Here is a 17,973-nt window from a genome sequence, read left to right as displayed (position 1 = left end):
CGCGCTGAGATCACCCCCGTGCTCCTAGGGTGAAGGGGTGAGCCGACTCGTATCGACGCGCGCCGCCGTGGTCTCCGCGACCCTCGGGGCGCTGCTCGTGGCCGCCTCGATGCTCGTCCCGCTGGTCCTCGAGGACGACGTGAACGTCAACTGGCCGCCCCTGCACGCGGACTGGGACCCACGCGTCAGCGCGCTGATCCTGCCTGCGGTGGCGATCGGACTCCTGCTGTGGATCTACCTGCCACGACTGGCCGCGACCGTGTCGTGGGGGCGGTTGCTGATCCTCGGCTACGTGAGCACGTGGGTGTGGACGGCCGCCGTCGCGCTCACCGAGGGCACCCAGGGCCTGTCGCGCACCTACGAGCGGCGACAGGAGTACATCTACGACGCCCAGCGGGTCGACGACATCGGCATGATGCTGCAGACCTTCATCACCCGGATCCCGTTCGACTCGGTCGACAACTGGTACGTCCACGTGGCCGGACATCCGCCCGGGGCGTTCCTGATCTTCATCTGGATGGACCGCCTGGGCATCTCCGACCCGTTCTGGATCGGCGTGGCGACCGTGACCTTGAGCAGCACCGCCATCGTCGCGCTGCTCGTGACGCTGCGTGCGCTGGGTTCGATCGACCTGGCCCGCCGCGCCCTCCCCTGGGTGGTGCTCGCCCCGACCGTCGTGTGGATGGGGGTCAACGGCGACGCGATCTTCACCGCCGTCGCCGCGTGGGGCCTGGCGCTGCTGGCGCTGGCCGCCACCCGCGACCGCCACAGGATCCCGCTCGCCGTCGGTGCGGGCGTGCTGCTGGGCTACTGCGTGTACCTGTCGTACGGCCTCACCCTGCTGGGGATCCTGTCCCTCGCGGTGCTGTTCATCGCGAAGAACTGGCGACCGCTGCCGTGGGCGCTCGGCGGCGCCCTGGCGGTGGCCGCCGTGTTCACCGCCGCCGGATTCGTGTGGTGGGACGCCTACCCGGTGCTGGTGGAGCGCTACTACGACGGCATCGCATCGCGCCGGGCCTACGGCTACTGGGTGTGGGCGAACCTGGCGGCGTGGACGTTCACCGCCGGTCTGGCCGTGTGGGCCGCGTTCCCCGCAGCCATCCACGCGGCCCGCCGTCACCTGCCGGCCGGCGCCGACGCCGCCGTGCTCGCACGGCTCGCCGCCGCTGCCGCCCTGTCGATCGTCGCGGCGACCCTCTCGGGCATGAGCAAGGCCGAGGTGGAACGCATCTGGATGCCGTTCACCCTCTGGCTCGTGGCCCTGCCGCTCCTGCTGCCGCAGCGTTGGCACCGTCCGCTGCTCCTCAGCCAGGTCGTCCTGGCCCTCACGATCCAGCACCTCGTGCTGACCCGGTGGTGACCGTGCCCACCGACGGCCGCGCCCACGTGCTGGTCGTCGAGGACGAACCGGCCGTGCGTGACGTGGTGCGCCGGTACCTCGAGGCCGAGGGCTACCGGGTGACGGTCGCCGCCGACGGCATCACCGGACTCGAGACCGCCCGCACGGCCGAGCCCGACCTGATCGTGCTGGACATCATGCTCCCCGGCCTCGACGGCCTGCAGATCTGCGAGCGGCTGCGGCGTGAGGACGGTTCGGCGGTCCCGATCGTCATGCTGACGGCCCTCGGCGAGACCGACGACCGGATCGCCGGGCTCACGAGCGGGGCCGACGACTACGTGGTGAAGCCCTTCAGCGTCAAGGAGCTGGTCCTGCGGGTCGAGTCGGTGCTGCGCCGCAGCGTCATCGAGCCGGCGCTGCCGGTGGCCGAGGTCGTCCGGGAGGGCGACCTCCAGCTGAACCCGGTGTCCCGGGTGGCGGTGCGTGGGCGGCAGCCGCTGTCGCTGACCTCCCGCGAGTTCGACCTGCTGATGTTCTTCCTGCGGCACCCCGGTCGCGTGTTCAGTCGCGACGAGCTGTTGAACCGGGTCTGGGGGTGGGACTTCGGGGACCTGTCGACCGTCACCGTGCACGTGAAGCGACTTCGGCACAAGATCGAGGACATCCCGGCCGATCCGCGACGCATCGTGACGGTCTACGGACGGGGCTACCGCTGGGACCCCCAGCAGGACCACCCCGAGCGAGCGAGGGCGAGGCAGACATGAGCACCGACGACCTGAGGTCGATCATCGTCGGCCTGGCCTGCTCGATGGCCGTGGTCCTGGTCGGCGCGGCCGCCCTGCGGTGGTTGCGCCGTCGCACCCTGGCCCTGTCGATCATGGTGCTGACCCTGGTGCCGCTGCTCGCGATCATCGTGGGCGTCATGACCACCAGTCGGTTCATGTTCACCGAGGAGCTGCGGCGCACGGCGTGGGTGTGGCTGGCGGTGACCGCGGTGAGCGTGCCGAGCGCGGTGCTGCTGGGGCGGTCCCTGGCCCGGCAGAGCGTGTGGGAGCGCGAGGCGCTGGAGCGGGAGCGGAGTGCCGAGCGTTCGCGACGCGAGCTGCTGGCCTGGTTGAGCCACGACCTGCGCACGCCGATCACCGGCGTGCAGGCGATGACCGAGGCGCTGGTCGACGGCGTCGTGTCGTCACCCGAGGACGTGCGCCAGTACGCGCAGGTCATCCGCGGGGAGACGATGCGGTTGGCCGGGATGATCGACGACCTGTTCGAGATGTCGCAGATCAACGCCGGGACCCTCCAGCTGGCCGTGGGGCCGGTCGCGGTCGACGACGTGCTGCGGTCGGCGGTCGAGGCCGCTCGGCCGGCGGCCGAGCAGCGCACGGTCGGGATCGACGTGGCGGGGTCGGCCGGCGGCACGATGGCGGTGGGGGCCGCACCGGAGCTGCTGCGCGTGGTGCACAACCTGCTGGTCAACGCCATCCGCCACACCCCGGAGGGCGGCGAGGTCCGGCTGGCCGTCGGGAGCGAGGCCGACGAGGTCTGGCTGCGGGTCGAGGACGCCTGCGGCGGCATCCCGGAGTCGGACCTGGCGAAGGTGTTCGACATGGGCTACCGCGGCAGCACGGCCCGGGAGTCCGACACCACGGCGGGACGCCAGGGCGCCGGCATGGGTCTGGCGATCGCCCGGGGCCTGCTCGACGCCCAGGCCGGGTCGATCTCCGTGCGCAACCACGCCCACGGCTGCCGGTTCGAGATCCGCCTGCCCGCCGCCGCCTGATTGCTCGCCCGGGGGACGGTGGTCGAGGTGCGACGAGCTCTGCGAGGAGCCTCGAGACCACGCGGCGGGTGTGGTTTCGAGGCTGCTCGTTCCTCGCAGCACCTCAACCACCGAGGGGTCTCCGGTCCCTGAGGTGCGAGCCAGCGAGCCTCGAAGGGTCGAGGCTGCTCGTTCCTCGCAGCACCTCAACCACCGAGGACGCGCGACCCCGCGTTCGCCAGCCCGAGGGACGAGGGCGTGAGCGAAGCGAGGCGACCCCACCGCACGAGTCGCCTCGGGCTCCGCCCTCACGGTCGCTCCGCTCCCTGGCGACCACAAGCCCCGTTCGCCAGCCCGAGCTTGCGAGGGCGTGAGCGCAGCGAGGCGAACCCGACTCGGGCGGTCAGCGGGGGCCGACGTCGAGGATGCGCACCACGGCCTCCCCGGCCTCGTCGGACGCCGCCAGGTCGACCTCGGCGCTGATGCCCCAGTCCCGGTCGCCCTCGGGGTCATCGAAGGTCTGCCGGACGGTCCAGGTGTCGGCACCCTCCTCGACCATGAACAGCTCCGGCCCTCGCGACCCGGGGCCGGTCCCGAGGTCCGCGTACTCCTCGCGGTAGGCGGTCATCGCCTCCATCCAGGCCGTCGCGTCCCAGCCGTCCTCGGCGTCGAGCTCGCCCAGCTGGGTCCAGCGGCCGAAGGCAGCCAGCTCGACCCGCCGGAACAATGCGTTGCGCACCAGCACCCGGAAGGCCCGCGGGTTGCCCGTGACCGGGCGGGGCGCGGCGCCGCTCTCGGCCCGAGGTCGCACGTCGGCCGGGTCGGTACCGGGTCGGATCAGCTCCTCCCACTCGTCGAGCAGGCTGGAGTCGGTCTGCCGCACCAGCTCACCCAGCCACTCGGTGAGGTCCTCCAGCTCCCCGTTCCGGGCCTTCTCCGGCACGGTGCGTCCCAGCGTCTTGTAGACGTCCGACAGGTACCGCAGCACGAGGCCCTCGGACCGGGCGAGCTGGTAGTCGCCGATGAGCTCGGAGAACGTCATGGCCCGTTCCCACATCTCGCGCACGACCGACTTGGGGCGCAGCTCGTGGTCGGCGACCCACGGGTGACCGATGCGGTAGGCCTCGTACCCGGCGGTCAGCAGCTCCTCCAGGGGCTTGGGGTGGGTGACCTCCTCGAGCAGCTCCATGCGCTCGTCGTACTCGATGCCGTCCATCTTCATCTCGCCGATCGCCTCGCCCCGCGCCCGGTGGCGCTGGGCGTTGATGATCGGACGGGGGTCGTCGAGGGTCGCCTCGATGACCGACACCACGTCGAGTGCGTAGGTGGGCGCCTCGCGGTCCAACAGGTCCAGCGCGGCCACGGCGAACGGCGACAACGGCTGGTTGAGGGCGAAGTTGGCCTGCAGGTCGATCGTGAGCTGCAGGGTCCGACCCTCGGAGTCAGGCGGGTCGATGGCCTCGACCACACCGCCGGTCAGCAGCGCCTCGATGATCTGGTCGACCTCGGCCAGCATCCGGTCCTGCGACTCCGCAGGTTCGCCGCTCTCGCGCAGCAGCCGCTCCAGGGACGCCCGGGCGTCGCCGGGCCGGCTGATCACGTCGAGCACCATCGCGTGGCTCACCCGCATCCGCGACACCAGCGGTTCCGGGGTGCCGGTGCTGAGCTTCTCGAAGGTGCCCTGTCCCCACGACACGAAGCCCTCCGGCGGCTTCTTGCGCTGGATGCGCCGCTGCTTCTTGACGTCGTCGCCGGCCTTGCGCAGCAGGCGCGCGTTCTCGATGTCGTGCTCGGGGGCCTCGACGACCACGTGCCCGATCGTGTCGTACCCGGCGCGGCCGGCCCGGCCTGCGATCTGCTGGAACTCGCGTACCTGCAGCTGCCGCTGACGGGTGCCGTCGTACTTGCTGAGTCCGCTGAACAGCACGGTGCGGATCGGCACGTTGATGCCGACGCCGAGCGTGTCGGTGCCGCACACCACCTTCAGCAGGCCGGCCTGGGTGAGCGTCTCGACCAGCCGCCGGTACCGCGGCAGCATGCCGGCGTGGTGCACCCCCACCCCCATCCGGATGAGCCGCGACAACGTCTTGCCGAACGCCGAGGAGAACCGGAAGTCGCCGAGCGCCTCGGCGATGAGGTCGCGCTCCTCGCGGGTCGCCACCTTGATGCTGGTCAGCGCCTGGGCCCGTTCCAGGGCCGAGACCTGCGTGAAGTGCACGACGTACACGGGCGTCTGGCCGGTGGCGATGAGCTCCTCCAGCGTCTCCTGCACCGGCGTCGTGACGTACTCGGTCACCAGCGGCACGGGTCGCTCGACCGACGACACGACGGTGGTCTCGCGGCCCGTCCGCCGGGCGAGGTCGGCCTCGAGCCGGGTGGTGTCGCCGAGGGTGGCCGACATCAGCAGGAACTGGGCCCGCGGCAGCTCGATGAGCGGCACCTGCCAGGCCCAGCCGCGGTCGGGGTCGGCGTAGAAGTGGAACTCGTCCATGACGACCAGCCCGATGTCGGCGTCGGCACCCTCCCGCAGCGCCATGTTGGCGAGGATCTCGGCGGTCGCGGCGATGATCGGGGCGTCGGCGTTGACGGCGGCGTCGCCCGTCACCATGCCGACGTTCTCGGCGCCGAAGATCTCGCACAGGTCGAAGAACTTCTCGCTCACCAGGGCCTTGATGGGGGCGGTGTACACACTGCACTCGCCGCGGGCGAGGGCCGCGGCCATCGCCCCGGTGGCCACGAGGCTCTTGCCCGACCCCGTGGGTGTCGCCAGCACCACGTTGGACCCGGCGACGCACTCCAGGATGGCCTCGTCCTGGGCCGGGTAGAGGGTCAGACCGCGCGCCTCGACCCAGCGGCTGATCGCGTCGTAGACGACGTCCTCGTCGGTGGTCGTGCCGGACGGCAGGAGGTCGACGAGTCGCATCGGGCCATTGTCCCCCGCAGCCCACTCGCTAGGGTCGGGGCATGCGTGCCGCTCAGATCACCTCGCTCGACGGCCCCGAGGCCGTGACCGTCGCCGAGGTCCCCGAACCCGTGCCCACCGACGACCAGGTCCTGATCCGCGTCCGCGCGGCCGGGGTCGCGTTCCCGGAGGTGCTGCAGTCCCGCGGGCAGTACCAGTTCAAGCCGGACCTGCCGTTCGTGCCCGGCGCCGAGGTGGCCGGCGAGGTCGTGTCGGCCCCGGCCGGGTCGGAGTTCTCCGTCGGTGACCGGGTCGCCGGACTGAGCCTCATCGGCGGCTTCGCCGAGCAGGTCGCGGTGCAGGCCGACCTGGTGTTCCCCCTGCCCGCCAACGTGTCGTTCGAGGCCGGCGCGTCGGTCGTCTTCAACTACGGCACGGCCTACTTCGCCCTGATCGAGCGCGGTCGCATGCAGCCGGGCGAGTCCGTGCTGGTGCACGGCGCGGCCGGCGGCGTGGGCACCGCGGCGATCCAGGTCGCCAAGGCGTTCGGCGCGGGTCGCGTCGTCGCGGTCACCTCGACCGAGGCGAAGGGCGAGGTCGCCGTGGCGGCCGGTGCCGACGAGTACGTGCTGGCCGAGGGGTTCCGTGGTGCGCTCGGCGACAAGGTCGACCTCGTCGTCGACCCGGTCGGCGGAGACCGGTTCACCGACTCGCTGCGCAGCCTGCGTGAGGACGGCCGGCTGCTGGTGATCGGGTTCACCGCCGGCGAGATCCCCACGGTGCAGGTCAACCGGTTGCTGCTGAACAACATCTCGGTGGTCGGGGTCGGCTGGGGCGCCTACGCGCTGTCCAAGCCGGGCCACGTGCGCACGGAGTGGGACGCGCTGCACCCGCACCTGGAGTCCGGCGCCCTCGACCCGGTCATCTCCTCGACCCGGCCCCTGGACGAGACGGTCGACGCCCTGCTGGAGCTCGACCAGCGTCGCGCCACCGGCAAGGTCCTGCTGATCCCCTGATCCCTTCCCGCTGATGCCCAACCCGAAGGACGTCCACGACCCCGACCTCGCGCCGTGGGTCGCGGTGCTCACCACGGCGCAGACGTCGGGCATCCTCGGCGACGGCGACGACGCGATCGAGGGCCGGCTGCTCGCGGCCGCCGACACGGTCGGGCGCACACCGGCCCAGCTGCGCGCAGCCGCAGGGGTGCACGACCCCGAACCGCGGTCGTTCGTCGACCTCGTCACGGTCCGGCCGCACCCGTTGACGTCGATCGACGACGGGGTGCTCGCGCGGACGCGCGTGCCCAACGGGTCGTGCCTGGTGCGGGTCGACGCCGACGGCTCGCGCCGGGTGCTCACGTACTACGACGGCCCGGCCTACGGCTGGCGCAACGGACGCGGCTACCGCGACCCGGTGGAACCCCTGGGCCCGTGGGCGCGGTTCGCCGGCGGCCGGTACGCGGCGGCGTTCCCGGCCGGCGAGACCGACCGGGTCGGACTCGTCGCCGTCGGCGACGACCCTCCCGAGGGATTCGCCTGGACCCGCCCCGGCATCTCCCAGCGCTACGTCGACGTGGCCGAGCTCGACGAGCTCACCGCCCGCTGACCGTCAGGCGAGGAACACCTCGCCGTTGCGCGGCATGCCCGGAACGGCCGTGTCGGCGGGGTCCTTCGCGAAGGACTTCAGCTGGTCGTCCACCTCGCCGGTGAGGTCGACGCCCGACCACCGCATCGCGATGCCGGCGGCGGCGTCGACCTGGGCCCGGTCCATCAGCTGCACGTGCAGGTGCGGCATCGACGTGTTGCCGGTGTTGCCGATGCGGCCGAGCACGTCGCCCGTCGCGACCTGGGCACCCTCGGCGACGGCGGCGGAACCGCGCCGCAGGTGGGCGTAGGCCGCGAAGGTCCCGTCGCCGTGGTCGACGACCACGTGGTTGCCGAGGACCCGGCCGCTGCCGCCCATCTCGCGCAGCAGACCCTCGAACGTCAGCATGAACGCCAGGCTCTGCCACGTGTTGCGGGCGCGGTGGTCGCGCCGCCGGTCGCGGACCCTGACGACCGTGCCCGCGGCCATCGCACGGACCGGTTCACCGAAGCACGGGTACTCCTCGGGGCGGCTCGACCGGAGGGCCCACCGGACCAGCGCCGGGGCTCCCGCGGACGGGGCGGACACGTCGACCGCACCGAACTGTCCGCGGGTCCGCGTGCCGTGGCTGGGCAGCTGTTGCCCCGGGCTGTTCATCGCGACCCAGCGGCCCCGGACGGGTGCCGCCAGCTCGACCGGTCCCTCGTCGTCGGCGGTCGGAGCGAACCCGATGAGCAGGTTCAGGACGATGAAGAGGCCGACGACCAGGGCCACGAGCTGGAACCCGCCGGGCAGGTCGAGCCCCGGCAGTCCCGGCACCACGGCGGTGCCGACGTCGACCACCACGAGCAGACCGAGCAGCGCCAGCAGCGTGTCCCACACCGGCCTCAGCGCTGCGATGCGTCTGGTCATGCGTCCCCCTCCGGGCCGGCCTCACCGGCCGCGCGTCAGTCGATCAACGTCCCCAGCACGGCCGGGAGGGTGGCCTTCCAGGCCGCCTCGAGCTCCGTGACGGCCACCGAGAACTGGCCCTCGACCGTGAGGTCGGAGCCCCCGGTGCGGCCGATCGAGGCCAGCTCGACCCCGTGCCGCTCGGCCAGGGCGACGAAGGCGTCGTGGTCGTCCTCGGCGACGGTGACCACGGCCCGGGCCGACGACTCGCTGAACAGGTCGACGAACGGGTCGTCGAGCGCCACGGTGACGCCGACACCGTGCTTGAACGTCGACTCGGCCAGCGCGACCGCCAGACCGCCGTCGGACAGGTCGTGCGCCGAGGTGAGCAGCCCGGCCGCGACGGCGTCGCGCACGAGCGCCCCGAGGGCCTGCTCGGCCGGCAGGTCGACGACCGGGGGGTGGCCCCCGAGGTGCCCGTGGACGACGTCGGCCCACGTGCCGCCGGAGAGCTCCTCGCGGGTCTCGCCCAGCAGCAGCACGTGCTCGCCGGCAGCCCCGAAGCCCATCGGCACCCGGGTGCGCACGTCCTGGACGACGCCCAGCACCCCGACGACCGGGGTCGGCAGGATCGCGGTGTCGCCGGTGGAGTTGTAGAACGAGACGTTGCCGCCGGTCACGGGGATGCCCAGCTCGGCGCAGGCGTCCTTCAGCCCGTGGGTGGCGCGCTCGAACTGCCACATGACGTCGGGGTCCTCCGGCGAGCCGAAGTTGAGGCAGTCGGTGACCGCCAGCGGCAGCGCGCCGGTGACCGCGATGTTGCGGAACGACTCGGCCAGGGCCAGCTGCGCGCCCACGTAGGGGTCCAGCTTGGCGAACCGTCCGTTGCAGTCCGTCGACACCGCGACCCCGAGGTGGGTCTGCTCGTCGATGCGGACGACGCCGGCGTCCTCGGGCTGGGCGAGCACGGTGTTGCCCTGCACGTACCGGTCGTACTGGTCGGTGACCCACGACTTGTCGGCGATGTTCGGCGACGCGACCACCCGGCGCAGGTGCTCCAGCAGATCGTCACCGCCGACCGGGCGCGACAGGGCCTCCGCGGCGTCGGCCTGCAGGGCGTCCTGCCACGCCGGGCGTGCGAAGGGGCGCTCGTAGAGCGGTCCGTCGTGCGCGACCGAGCGCGGCGGGACGTCGACCACGGTCTGACCGTGCCAGTCGATGACGAGGTGGTCGCCGTCGGTGACCTCGCCGACCACGACCGCCTCGACGTCCCACTTGGCGCAGATCGCCATGAACGCGTCCAGGTGGTGCGGCTCGACGACCGCCATCATGCGCTCCTGGCTCTCGCTCATGAGGATCTCCTCGGGCGAGAGGGTCGAGTCGCGCAGCGGCACGGTGTCGAGCTCGACGTGCATGCCGCCGCTGCCGGCCGACGCGAGCTCGCTGGTGGCGCACGAGAGCCCGGCCCCGCCGAGGTCCTGGATGCCGTTCACCACCCCGGCGGCGAACAGCTCGAGCGTGCACTCGATCAGCAGCTTCTCCATGAACGGGTCGCCCACCTGAACAGCCGGTCGCTTGGCCGGCCCGCTCGAGCCGTCCTCACCGGCGTCGAAGGTCTCCGAGGCCAGCACCGACACCCCGCCGATGCCGTCGCCGCCGGTGCGCGCGCCGTAGAGCACGACCTGGTTGCCGACACCGGAGGCGAACGCCAGGTGCAGGTCCTCGTGCCGCAGCACGCCCACGCACAGCGCGTTGACGAGCGGGTTGCCGAGGTAGGTCTCGTCGAAGACGACCTCGCCGCCGATGTTGGGCAGCCCCAGGCAGTTGCCGTAGCCGCCGACTCCGGCCACGATGCCGGGCAGCACGCGGCGGGTGTCCTCGTCGTCGAGGGGGCCGAACCGCAGCGGGTCCATGACGGCGACGGGGCGGGCGCCCATCGCGAGGATGTCGCGGACGATCCCGCCCACGCCGGTGGCCGCACCCTGGTACGGCTCGACGTACGACGGGTGGTTGTGGGACTCCACCTTGAAGGTCACGGCGTAGCCCTGGCCGATGTCGATGACGCCGGCGTTCTCGCCGATCCCGGCCAGCGTCTTGCCCAGCGGGGTCTCCTGCGGCAGGTCGCCGAACTTCTTCAGGTGGACCTTGGAGGACTTGTACGAGCAGTGCTCGCTCCACATGACCGAGTACATGGCCAGCTCGGCGCCGGTGGGGCGACGGCCGAGGATCTCGGTGATGCGGGCGTACTCGTCGGCCTTCAGACCCAGCTCCGCCCACGGGAGCTCCCGGTCGGGAGTGGCGGCGGCGTGATCGGTGGTGTCCAGGACGGGCGTGGCGGGGGCGTCGGTCACCCGGCAATCCTAGCGGGGCGCCAACCCCGCCCACGCGGCGTCGATCGCGGAGTTGACGTCGACGATGCGCGCCCGTGCGATCTCGGGCTTCTCGAGCTCACGCGCCACGTACTTGGCGACGAAGCGCTTCACCTCGGCGTCCACCCCGGCGAGCTTCTTGACCATCCCGGCCCGCCGTCCGTCGGCGGTCAGGTCGAGGCGGACGTCGCGCGCCGACGGCGGCGTCACCTCGACCACGATGCGCAGATCGGGGGTCGCGCGCGCCCGCACCTTGAGCGGCAGCTCCAGCGCTCCGTGGAAGTGGTGGGTCTCGACCTGCAGGTCGAGCGCGAAGTCGAGGGCGACGGGCAGCGTCACGTCGAAGGAGATCTCGCGGCCGGGGACCTCCTGGGCGGTGGCGGTGCCGATCTCACCGGTGGCGGTGACCTTCGCGAGCCGGCCGGGTCCGACGCCCATCGGACCGAAGGCGATGGGACGGCCACCGAGCGCCGCGACGGCCCCCAGGATCTTGTCGCTCGTCACGGCGGCGGCGAAGAACCGCTTCCCGAACTCGGCGTAGCTGCAGAACTCATCACTCATCCCGGCACGCTACCGCCGTCAGAGGTGGGAGGCGAGGACGTCGACGGCGAAGGTGTAGCCGTCGGGGCCGGCCCCGGCGATGACTGCCTCCGCGACGCCCGACACGTACGAGTGGTGACGGAACTCCTCGCGGCGGTGGATGTTCGACAGGTGCACCTCGACGACCGGCAGCGCGATCGCCGACAGCGCGTCACGGATGGCCACGGAGGTGTGGGTGAAGGCCCCCGGGTTGATGATGACGCCGACACAGGTCTCGCGGGCCGCCTGGATCCGGTCGATCAGCTCGCCCTCGTGGTTGCTCTGCACCGCACTCACCTCCAGGCCGTGCATCTCGGCGCGGTCGGTGACGATGCCCTCGAGCTCGGCGAGCGTGACGGATCCGTAGATCTCGGGCTCGCGGGTGCCCAGGAGGTTGAGGTTGGGCCCGTTGACCAACAGGATGCGGCGCGCGGTGCTCACCCGCCCACTCTAGGACCCGGTCAGGCCCGGCGCCACGACCCGCGGTGGTACTGCGGCGGGTAGGGCGCGGCGCGCGGCCCGACTCCCAGGTCGTGGGCGGCACGGAGCGGCCACGCGGGTTCGCGCAACGCCACGCGGCCGAGCAGCACGACGTCGGCGGAACCGTCGTCCAGCACCGCCTGCGCCTGGGCCGCCTCGGTGATCAGCCCGACCGCCCCGGTGGGCACGCCGGACACCTCCCGGATCCGGGCGGCCAGCGGCACCTGGTATCCCGGACCGACCGGGATGTCGGCCGTGGCGGTGTTGCCCGCCGAGGAGACGTCGACGAGGTCCACCCCGTGGGCGCCGAGGGTCTCGGTGAGGGCCGCGCTCTCGTCGACGGTCCATCCGCCCTCGACCCAGTCGGTGCCCGAGAGGCGCACCAGCACCGGCTTGTCGGCCGGCCACACCGCACGGATCGCGTCGACGACCTCGACCAGGAACCGCGAGCGGCCGGCGAGGTCACCGCCGTAGGCGTCGGTGCGGGTGTTGCTCAGCGGCGACAGGAACGCGTGCAGCAGGTAGCCGTGCGCGGCGTGCACCTCGACGACGTCGAACCCGGCACGATCGGCACGACCGGCGGCCGCGGCGAACGCGGCCACGACGTCGGCGATCTCGTCGGTGGTGAGTGCGCGCGGCTCGCGGAGGCCGGGGAACGGGTCGGCGCCCGGACCGACCGGCTGCCACCCGCCCTCGGCATCGGTCAGGGGGTCTCCGCCGCCCTCATCCAACGGTGAGGCGAGGGAGGCCTTGCGGCCGGCGTGGGCCAGCTGCACGGCCGGTACCGCGCCCTGGCCACGGACGAAGTCGGTGACCCGCTTCCACGCCGTCACCTGGGCGTCGTCCCACAGCCCCACGTCGTGGGGACTGATGCGACCCTCGGGGACCACCGCCGTTGCCTCGGCCATCACCAGGCCGAACCCGCCGGCGGCGCGGGCCCCGAGGTGCACCAGGTGCCAGTCCGTCGGCACGCCGTCCCCGGCGAAGGCGCTGTACTGGCACATCGGTGCGAGCCAGATGCGGTTGCGGGCGGTCACGCCCCGCAGGGTCAGGGGATCCAGGATCGAGGGCACGCGCGGGTCAACCTCCGCGCGGCTCCGGACATTCCGCTCAGATGCCGGCGAACCGCAGGAAGTGCCGCTGTTCCGGGTCGAGACCACCGTCGGGATCGGGCACCGGCTCGGTGTCCTGACTGGTCACGGTGTCCTCGAGCCGGACCGGGGGCGGCAGGGCGCGGAACCGCTCGCGATCCGTCACGGGAAGTCCGGGTCCGTGTCGTTGACCGGCGCCGCGATCGCGGGACTGGCCGGCCGCCGGCGCGCACCGGGGATCCGGCCGGCCAGCGAGCTGAGCGGCTCGACCGCACCGTTCAACACGTTCACCGCGGAGTTGAGCGTCGGGATCATGTTGGTCAGCATGTCGACGCGCGGCATCAGCGCCTCGAAGGTGTCGCCCAGCTGCACGAGCCGTTCCAGCGTGCCGCCGGGGCCGAGGAGCGTCTCGATCATGCCCTCCTCCTGCAGCAGCTGCTCCAGCAGTCCACCGGGTGCCAGCAGGCGGTCGACCACCCCGTCGGCCTCCAGCAGCCGGTCGAGGGCACCGTCGCGCTGGATCAACCGCTCCAGCGGGCCCTCGGGGGCGAGCATCCGGTCGAGCAGTCCGCCGGGGGCGATGACGCGCTCGACCGCGCCCTCGTCCTCCATCAGCCGGTCGAAGACGCCGCCGGGCGCGATGAGCCGCTCCAACGGGCCCTCGGCGGCCAGGATCCGGTCGAGCGGGCCGTCCGGCGCGACGAACCGGTACAGCGCCCCGTCGGCGGCCAGGGCCCGGTCGAGCGGACCGTCGACCTCCAGCAGCCGGACGATGGGGCCCTCCTCGGACGCCATCCGGTCGAGCAGGCCGTCGCGGGCCAGGGCCTTGCCCAACGGCCGGTCCTCGTGGGTCAACTCGGCCAGCGTGTAGGCCAGGCCGATCGGTCCGTGCTCGTCCTCCAGCAGCCGGTTGAGCCGGTCGAGGAGGCCGTCGTCGGCGATGATGCGCGAGATCTGGGCCGCGTACCCGCCGGGACGCAGCAACGGGCCCTGCGGCGAGACGAAGTGACCGAGCGCCAGGGTCGTCCGGGTCGCTGCCACGGACACTTGGAACGGCAGGAGAGCGAGCGAACGGACGTCCATTCCCGCAGCCTAGGACCTTGACATCACGGATGTCACGTCTCGCGATGTCAAAGACTGCCGGCCACGGCACCGATGACGGCGAACAACGCGACGACGATCGACACGGGAACCAGCCAGAGGGCCGCGATCGCCATCGACACCGTCGTCCCGATGCGCGGCGGGGCGAAGTAGCGGGCGCGGGGCAGGTCGCCGATCCCGTCGATCCATCGTCCGGTCAGGGTGACCCCGCTCCAGGCCCCCCGCAGCCGGGAGAAGACGCGCGCTCCGCCGCCACCGGCCAGCTGCTCGAGCACCCCCCGGGTCTCGTCGACCTTGCCGCCGAGACTCACCATGATGCCGAGCTCGGTGGCGAGCGCGGTCGGCTCGCTGACCGCCTCGATGATGCGGTGCCGGCGCCAGGCGAACGCACCCCAGACGATCGTCATCACGGTCACGACGACCGCTCCGAGCACGCGTCCGGCGCCGTCCGCGGAGGCGACCACGAGCGCAGTGGCCACGATGAACGGGACGGGCAGGACGACCACCACCAGGGTGGGGATGCGCAGGATCCGGACCGCGAGGGCCAGCATGGCAGCGGCCCGCTGGGCCGACTCGCCGGTGCGGGCGTCCGCGCTGCCGGCCAGGTGGTCGGCCGCCTCGTTGGCCCTGCGGCCCCACCCGCGCCGGCCGCCCCTGTCGCCTCCGGAGTCCCCGCTCATGCCTCCATCGTACGGAGGCACGACAGGGGTCCAGTAGCGTCGGCCCGTGGCCGTCGCTCTCGCTCTGCTGTCCGCCGTGGCGTACGGCGTCTCGGACTTCCTCGGCGGCGTGTTCTCCCGTCGGGTCAGCGTCTGGCAGGTGGCCGTCGTCGGTCAGAGCTCGTCGACCGTGTGTGTCCTGGTGCTCACCCTGTTCGTGGACGGGGAGCCCGTCGCCCGGGACTTCGGGTTCGCCGCACTCGCGGGTCTGGCCACCGGCCTGGGGACGGCGTTCCTGTACCGGGGCCTGTCGCGGGGGCGGATGGGAGTGGTGGCCCCGGTGTCGGCGATCGGCACGGCGCTCGTTCCGCTCGCCGTGGGCCTGGTGCAGGGCGACCGGCCCGAGCTGCTGGCCGCGCTCGGCGTCGCGCTCGCCTTCCCGGCGATCTGGCTGATCGCCAAGGAGACCGCCGGGTTCGAGGACGACCGGGCCGGTTTCGTCGACGGCGTGCTCGCCGGGGTCGGCTTCGGCGGCCTGTTCGCCCTGCTCGGGCAGGTGCCGGAGGAGGCCGGGCTCGCACCGTTGGCCCTGACCCAGGCGTGCTCGATCGTGTCAGTGGTTCTGATCGCCGTGACCCTGCGCCAGCGGTGGGTCCCGCGGGACCGGCGAGCCTGGTGGGCGGTGCTGATGGGTCCCCTGGGCGCCACGGCGACCGCCGCGTTCCTCGCCGCGACGTACAGCGGGCTGCTGTCGGTCACCTCGGTCATCGCCTCGCTCTACCCGGCCTCGACGGTGCTGCTCGCGACCCTGGTGCTCAAGGAACGCATCCACGCGGTGCAGGGAGTCGGGCTCGCCTTCGCCGCCCTCGCGGTCACCTGCGTCGCCCTCGCCTGACCCCACCCCGATCCGCGAAGTTACGGAGCCGGCACGGATGGTTGTCACATGGCACGGCAGATCTGCCGTGCCATGTGAGGAACTGCCGTGCCGGCTCCGTAACTTCGCGCGGGGGTTACTTGAGGAACTTGCTGGTGGAGCGGTCCTTCAGGCGGGCGCCGCCGGTCTGGCAGGTCGGGCAGTACTGCAGCGACGAGTCGCTGAAGGCCACCTCCGCCACCGTGTCGCCGCACACCGGGCACGGCTGACCCGTGCGTCCGTGCACCCGCATCCGGGTGCGCTTGTCGTCCTTCAGCTCGGCGGCCGGCTTGCCGTGCGCCTCACTGACGGCGGCGGAGAGCACGTCGCGCACCGCGGCCGCGAGCGCTGCGACCTGGTCCTCGTCGAGGTTCTCGGCGATCGCGAACGGCGACAGCCTCGCCGCGTGCAGGATCTCGTCGCTGTAGGCGTTGCCGATGCCGGCGACGATCTTCTGGTCGCGCAGCAGCCGCTTGACCTGCATCCGCCGGGCGAGCAGCGGCCTCAGGTCGAAGCCGTCCGCGAGCGGATCGGGTCCGAGCGCCGCGACCCCCGGGACCTCCGCGACGTCGCGTACCGCGTAGACCGCCAACCCCTTGCGCGTGCCGGCCTCGGTGAGGTCGAACCCCGCGGTCGGGCCGTCACCGGTGTCCAGCCGGACCCGCAGGGCCAGCGGACCGTTGCCCATCTTGATCCGGGCCGGCGAGAACCGGTCGCTCCAGCGCAACCAGCCGGCCTTGGCCAGGTGGAACACCAGGTGCAGGCCGTCGACGTCGAGGTCGATGAACTTGCCGTGCCGCCGCACGTCCGTGACGCTCAGACCGGCGAAGGAGTCCAGCGGCGGGTCCACGGTCTTGAGCACCGAGAAGGAGCCCAGCTCGATCCCGGCCACCACGGCACCGACGCACCGCTCGCGCAGGTGCGCGACGAGGGCGTCGACCTCCGGCATCTCGGGCACGGAGCCATTGTCCCCCGTCAGTCGTGCTTGGCGAAGAAGTTCTCCATGCCCGGCCAGGTCGTGCGGCGAGCCGCCCGGCCGGTGAGGACGCCCAGGTGTCCTCCGGGCGCCTGCAGCAGCTGGGTCTCGGGGGATCCGGTCAGCAGGTCGGCCAGGTGGGCCACCGACGACAGCGGCGCGAGCGTGTCGTTCGTCCCGGCCACCACGAGGGCCGGCACCTCGATGTCGGCCAGGTGCACCGGCCGCCCACCGAGCTCCATCGTCCCGGTCGCGAACTCGTTCGTGCGCATCACCACGTGGTACAGCTGCCCGAACGTGCGACCGGGGTAGGCGTACATGTTGTCCATGAACCGGTCGACCGCCTCCAGCTGGGCGAGGAAGTCGGTGTCGTCGGCGTGCATCAGCATCGTCGCCGGCTTGGTGAGGTACTTGTCGGCCGCCGACAGCTGGAAGCCCAGACGGGTCAGTGCCGACGGCACGCCGCCCATCGCCCGGTAGGCCGGACCGATCAGCCCGCCGGCCAGGCGGTCGATGGGTCGGGCGAGCGCCAGGAGGGGAACCTGCCGCAGGTCGAACGGGCTGGCCACCGCGGTGACCGAGGCGATAGGCAGGCCGGGCAGTGCCGCCGCCGTGAACATCGTGAAGATGCCCCCGAGGCTCCACCCGGCGACGTGCAGGTCCTCGTAGCCGGCGTGGGCCGAGGCCCGCTCCATCGCGTCGGGCAGCAGGTGGTCGGTCCAGTGCTCGATGCCCAGGTTGCGGTGGCTGAAGTGGACCGGCCCGTAGTCGACGAGGTAGACCGGCCGACCCTGGTGGACGAAGTACTCGACGACGCTGCAGGACCGCCGCAGGTCGAAGGCGAACGCCGGTGCCGCCAGCGGGGGCACGAGGAACAGCGGCTTGCCCTGCTGTGGCACGTCGGCGGGGGTGTACCGGTACAGCGTGTACCCGTCCCGCTCGGCGACGGTGTCGCGGGGCATCGGACGCAGATCCGCGAGAGGTTCACGTCGCAGCTTGTGCAGCAGGTTGTCGCGTGAGGCGTCGAGATCACGCGGGACACGGACGGAGGGAAGCGCCATGGGCGCAGAGTCTGGCACAGAGAGCCGACCCCGCACCCCTGCCGCTCACCGTCTCCCCGAGAAGTGTGACGTTCTTGTTCGTTCTCGTCGGTCGAACGAACAAGAACGTCACAGATCTCGAGGAGACGGGACGGGGTGGATCAGGCCGGGCGGGCGGTCCGGCTGCGGCCAGCGTTCTGGGACCCGCGCGGTCCGCCACCCTGGCCGCCGCCACGGGAGCCGCCGCGGGCGCCACCGCGACCCCGCGGGCCTCCACCGCCCTGGCCACC

General features: G+C 72.3%; 17 protein-coding genes. 6 read left to right on the top strand and 11 right to left on the bottom strand.

Going from position 1 to position 17,973, the window contains the following annotated elements:
• The first annotated feature begins 37 nt into the window (after nucleotides 1-37).
• From HMPREF0063_RS14745 to HMPREF0063_RS14735, 3 genes are read left to right on the top strand one after another with little or no spacing between them, the layout of a single operon-like run.
• Entirely contained in the window at nucleotides 38-1,360 is a 1,323-nt protein-coding gene (locus HMPREF0063_RS14745) for a hypothetical protein (RefSeq protein ID WP_156794149.1), read from the top strand.
• A complete protein-coding gene (locus HMPREF0063_RS14740) occupies nucleotides 1,354-2,103 on the top strand; it encodes a response regulator transcription factor (RefSeq protein WP_007079500.1) in 750 nt (249 codons plus the stop codon). The genes HMPREF0063_RS14745 and HMPREF0063_RS14740 overlap by 7 nt, the downstream gene beginning before the upstream one ends.
• Nucleotides 2,100-3,119: a sensor histidine kinase gene (locus HMPREF0063_RS14735; RefSeq protein ID WP_007079499.1), complete on the top strand. Its 1,020-nt coding sequence runs from the start codon at nucleotides 2,100-2,102 to the stop codon at nucleotides 3,117-3,119. Before HMPREF0063_RS14740 ends, HMPREF0063_RS14735 begins: the two co-directional genes overlap by 4 nt.
• Before the next feature lie 382 nt (nucleotides 3,120-3,501).
• Here the strand turns inward: HMPREF0063_RS14735 and HMPREF0063_RS14730 are convergent, their stop codons facing one another.
• The gene (locus tag HMPREF0063_RS14730) at nucleotides 3,502-6,021 is read right to left on the bottom strand and encodes a DEAD/DEAH box helicase (RefSeq protein WP_007079498.1); all 2,520 of its coding nucleotides are present in this window, start codon (nucleotides 6,019-6,021) and stop codon (nucleotides 3,502-3,504) included.
• 41 nt (nucleotides 6,022-6,062) lie between these two features.
• Between HMPREF0063_RS14730 and HMPREF0063_RS14725 the strand changes: the two genes are divergently transcribed.
• A complete protein-coding gene (locus tag HMPREF0063_RS14725; protein WP_007079497.1) occupies nucleotides 6,063-7,016 on the top strand; it encodes an NADPH:quinone oxidoreductase family protein in 954 nt (317 codons plus the stop codon).
• Between the two features lie 13 nt (nucleotides 7,017-7,029).
• The gene (locus HMPREF0063_RS14720) at nucleotides 7,030-7,605 is read left to right on the top strand and encodes a hypothetical protein (RefSeq protein ID WP_007079496.1); all 576 of its coding nucleotides are present in this window, start codon (nucleotides 7,030-7,032) and stop codon (nucleotides 7,603-7,605) included.
• A gap of 3 nt (nucleotides 7,606-7,608) precedes the next feature.
• Here the strand turns inward: HMPREF0063_RS14720 and HMPREF0063_RS14715 are convergent, their stop codons facing one another.
• The 8 genes from HMPREF0063_RS14715 to HMPREF0063_RS14685 are packed head-to-tail and all read right to left on the bottom strand — an operon-like array spanning nucleotide 7,609 to nucleotide 14,775.
• Nucleotides 7,609-8,496, bottom strand: coding sequence for a M23 family metallopeptidase (locus tag HMPREF0063_RS14715; RefSeq protein WP_007079495.1), 888 nt, complete (start codon nucleotides 8,494-8,496; stop codon nucleotides 7,609-7,611).
• Nucleotides 8,497-8,531: 35 nt separating this feature from the next.
• Nucleotides 8,532-10,826 (bottom strand): phosphoribosylformylglycinamidine synthase subunit PurL, encoded by a 2,295-nt coding sequence (purL, locus tag HMPREF0063_RS14710; RefSeq protein ID WP_007079494.1) that lies wholly within the window; start codon nucleotides 10,824-10,826, stop codon nucleotides 8,532-8,534.
• A 9-nt stretch (nucleotides 10,827-10,835) separates the two neighbouring features.
• Nucleotides 10,836-11,405 (bottom strand): hypothetical protein, encoded by a 570-nt coding sequence (locus tag HMPREF0063_RS14705; RefSeq protein WP_007079493.1) that lies wholly within the window; start codon nucleotides 11,403-11,405, stop codon nucleotides 10,836-10,838.
• A gap of 18 nt (nucleotides 11,406-11,423) precedes the next feature.
• Nucleotides 11,424-11,864 carry a type II 3-dehydroquinate dehydratase gene (aroQ, locus tag HMPREF0063_RS14700; protein WP_007079492.1) on the bottom strand — a complete coding sequence of 147 codons (441 nt, stop codon included), beginning with the start codon at nucleotides 11,862-11,864 and terminating at the stop codon, nucleotides 11,424-11,426.
• Between the two features lie 20 nt (nucleotides 11,865-11,884).
• Nucleotides 11,885-12,976 (bottom strand): NADH:flavin oxidoreductase/NADH oxidase, encoded by a 1,092-nt coding sequence (locus HMPREF0063_RS14695; protein ID WP_007079491.1) that lies wholly within the window; start codon nucleotides 12,974-12,976, stop codon nucleotides 11,885-11,887.
• 37 nt (nucleotides 12,977-13,013) lie between these two features.
• Nucleotides 13,014-13,160 carry a hypothetical protein gene (locus tag HMPREF0063_RS16700; RefSeq protein WP_007079490.1) on the bottom strand — a complete coding sequence of 49 codons (147 nt, stop codon included), beginning with the start codon at nucleotides 13,158-13,160 and terminating at the stop codon, nucleotides 13,014-13,016.
• Nucleotides 13,157-14,077: a hypothetical protein gene (locus HMPREF0063_RS14690; protein ID WP_007079489.1), complete on the bottom strand. Its 921-nt coding sequence runs from the start codon at nucleotides 14,075-14,077 to the stop codon at nucleotides 13,157-13,159. Before HMPREF0063_RS14690 ends, HMPREF0063_RS16700 begins: the two co-directional genes overlap by 4 nt.
• Nucleotides 14,078-14,124: 47 nt before the next feature.
• Nucleotides 14,125-14,775 (bottom strand): hypothetical protein, encoded by a 651-nt coding sequence (locus tag HMPREF0063_RS14685; protein WP_007079488.1) that lies wholly within the window; start codon nucleotides 14,773-14,775, stop codon nucleotides 14,125-14,127.
• Nucleotides 14,776-14,821: 46 nt separating this feature from the next.
• On the opposite strand from HMPREF0063_RS14685, the gene HMPREF0063_RS14680 reads away from it, so the two are divergent.
• Nucleotides 14,822-15,649 (top strand): EamA family transporter, encoded by an 828-nt coding sequence (locus HMPREF0063_RS14680; protein WP_007079487.1) that lies wholly within the window; start codon nucleotides 14,822-14,824, stop codon nucleotides 15,647-15,649.
• 115 nt (nucleotides 15,650-15,764) lie between these two features.
• Here HMPREF0063_RS14680 and HMPREF0063_RS14675 read toward each other — a convergent pair whose 3' ends face one another.
• Nucleotides 15,765-16,616: an Fpg/Nei family DNA glycosylase gene (locus HMPREF0063_RS14675; protein ID WP_425358313.1), complete on the bottom strand. Its 852-nt coding sequence runs from the start codon at nucleotides 16,614-16,616 to the stop codon at nucleotides 15,765-15,767.
• Between the two features lie 26 nt (nucleotides 16,617-16,642).
• Complete coding sequence (locus tag HMPREF0063_RS14670; protein ID WP_007079485.1) at nucleotides 16,643-17,704, bottom strand: alpha/beta fold hydrolase; 1,062 nt, start codon at nucleotides 17,702-17,704, stop codon at nucleotides 16,643-16,645.
• Nucleotides 17,705-17,973 lie beyond the last annotated feature (269 nt).

Origin of the sequence: Aeromicrobium marinum DSM 15272, from assembly GCF_000160775.2 — a bacterium.
Lineage (GTDB): Bacteria > Actinomycetota > Actinomycetes > Propionibacteriales > Nocardioidaceae > Aeromicrobium > Aeromicrobium marinum.
This window is presented reverse-complemented; position numbering and strand designations above follow the sequence as displayed.

What these genes read in the sequence shown, in the direction of transcription:
- HMPREF0063_RS14735 (WP_007079499.1), top strand. Translation starts at nt 2,100, where the DNA reads ATGAGCACCGACGACCTGAGGTCGATCATCGTCGGCCTGGCCTGCTCG.
- HMPREF0063_RS14730 (WP_007079498.1), bottom strand. Translation starts at nt 6,021, where the DNA reads ATGCGACTCGTCGACCTCCTGCCGTCCGGCACGACCACCGACGAGGAC.
- HMPREF0063_RS14725 (WP_007079497.1), top strand. Translation starts at nt 6,063, where the DNA reads ATGCGTGCCGCTCAGATCACCTCGCTCGACGGCCCCGAGGCCGTGACC.
- HMPREF0063_RS14720 (WP_007079496.1), top strand. Translation starts at nt 7,030, where the DNA reads ATGCCCAACCCGAAGGACGTCCACGACCCCGACCTCGCGCCGTGGGTC.
- HMPREF0063_RS14715 (WP_007079495.1), bottom strand. Translation starts at nt 8,496, where the DNA reads ATGACCAGACGCATCGCAGCGCTGAGGCCGGTGTGGGACACGCTGCTG.
- HMPREF0063_RS14705 (WP_007079493.1), bottom strand. Translation starts at nt 11,405, where the DNA reads ATGAGTGATGAGTTCTGCAGCTACGCCGAGTTCGGGAAGCGGTTCTTC.
- HMPREF0063_RS14690 (WP_007079489.1), bottom strand. Translation starts at nt 14,077, where the DNA reads ATGGACGTCCGTTCGCTCGCTCTCCTGCCGTTCCAAGTGTCCGTGGCA.
- HMPREF0063_RS14685 (WP_007079488.1), bottom strand. Translation starts at nt 14,775, where the DNA reads ATGAGCGGGGACTCCGGAGGCGACAGGGGCGGCCGGCGCGGGTGGGGC.
- HMPREF0063_RS14675 (WP_425358313.1), bottom strand. Translation starts at nt 16,616, where the DNA reads ATGCCGGAGGTCGACGCCCTCGTCGCGCACCTGCGCGAGCGGTGCGTC.
- HMPREF0063_RS14670 (WP_007079485.1), bottom strand. Translation starts at nt 17,704, where the DNA reads ATGGCGCTTCCCTCCGTCCGTGTCCCGCGTGATCTCGACGCCTCACGC.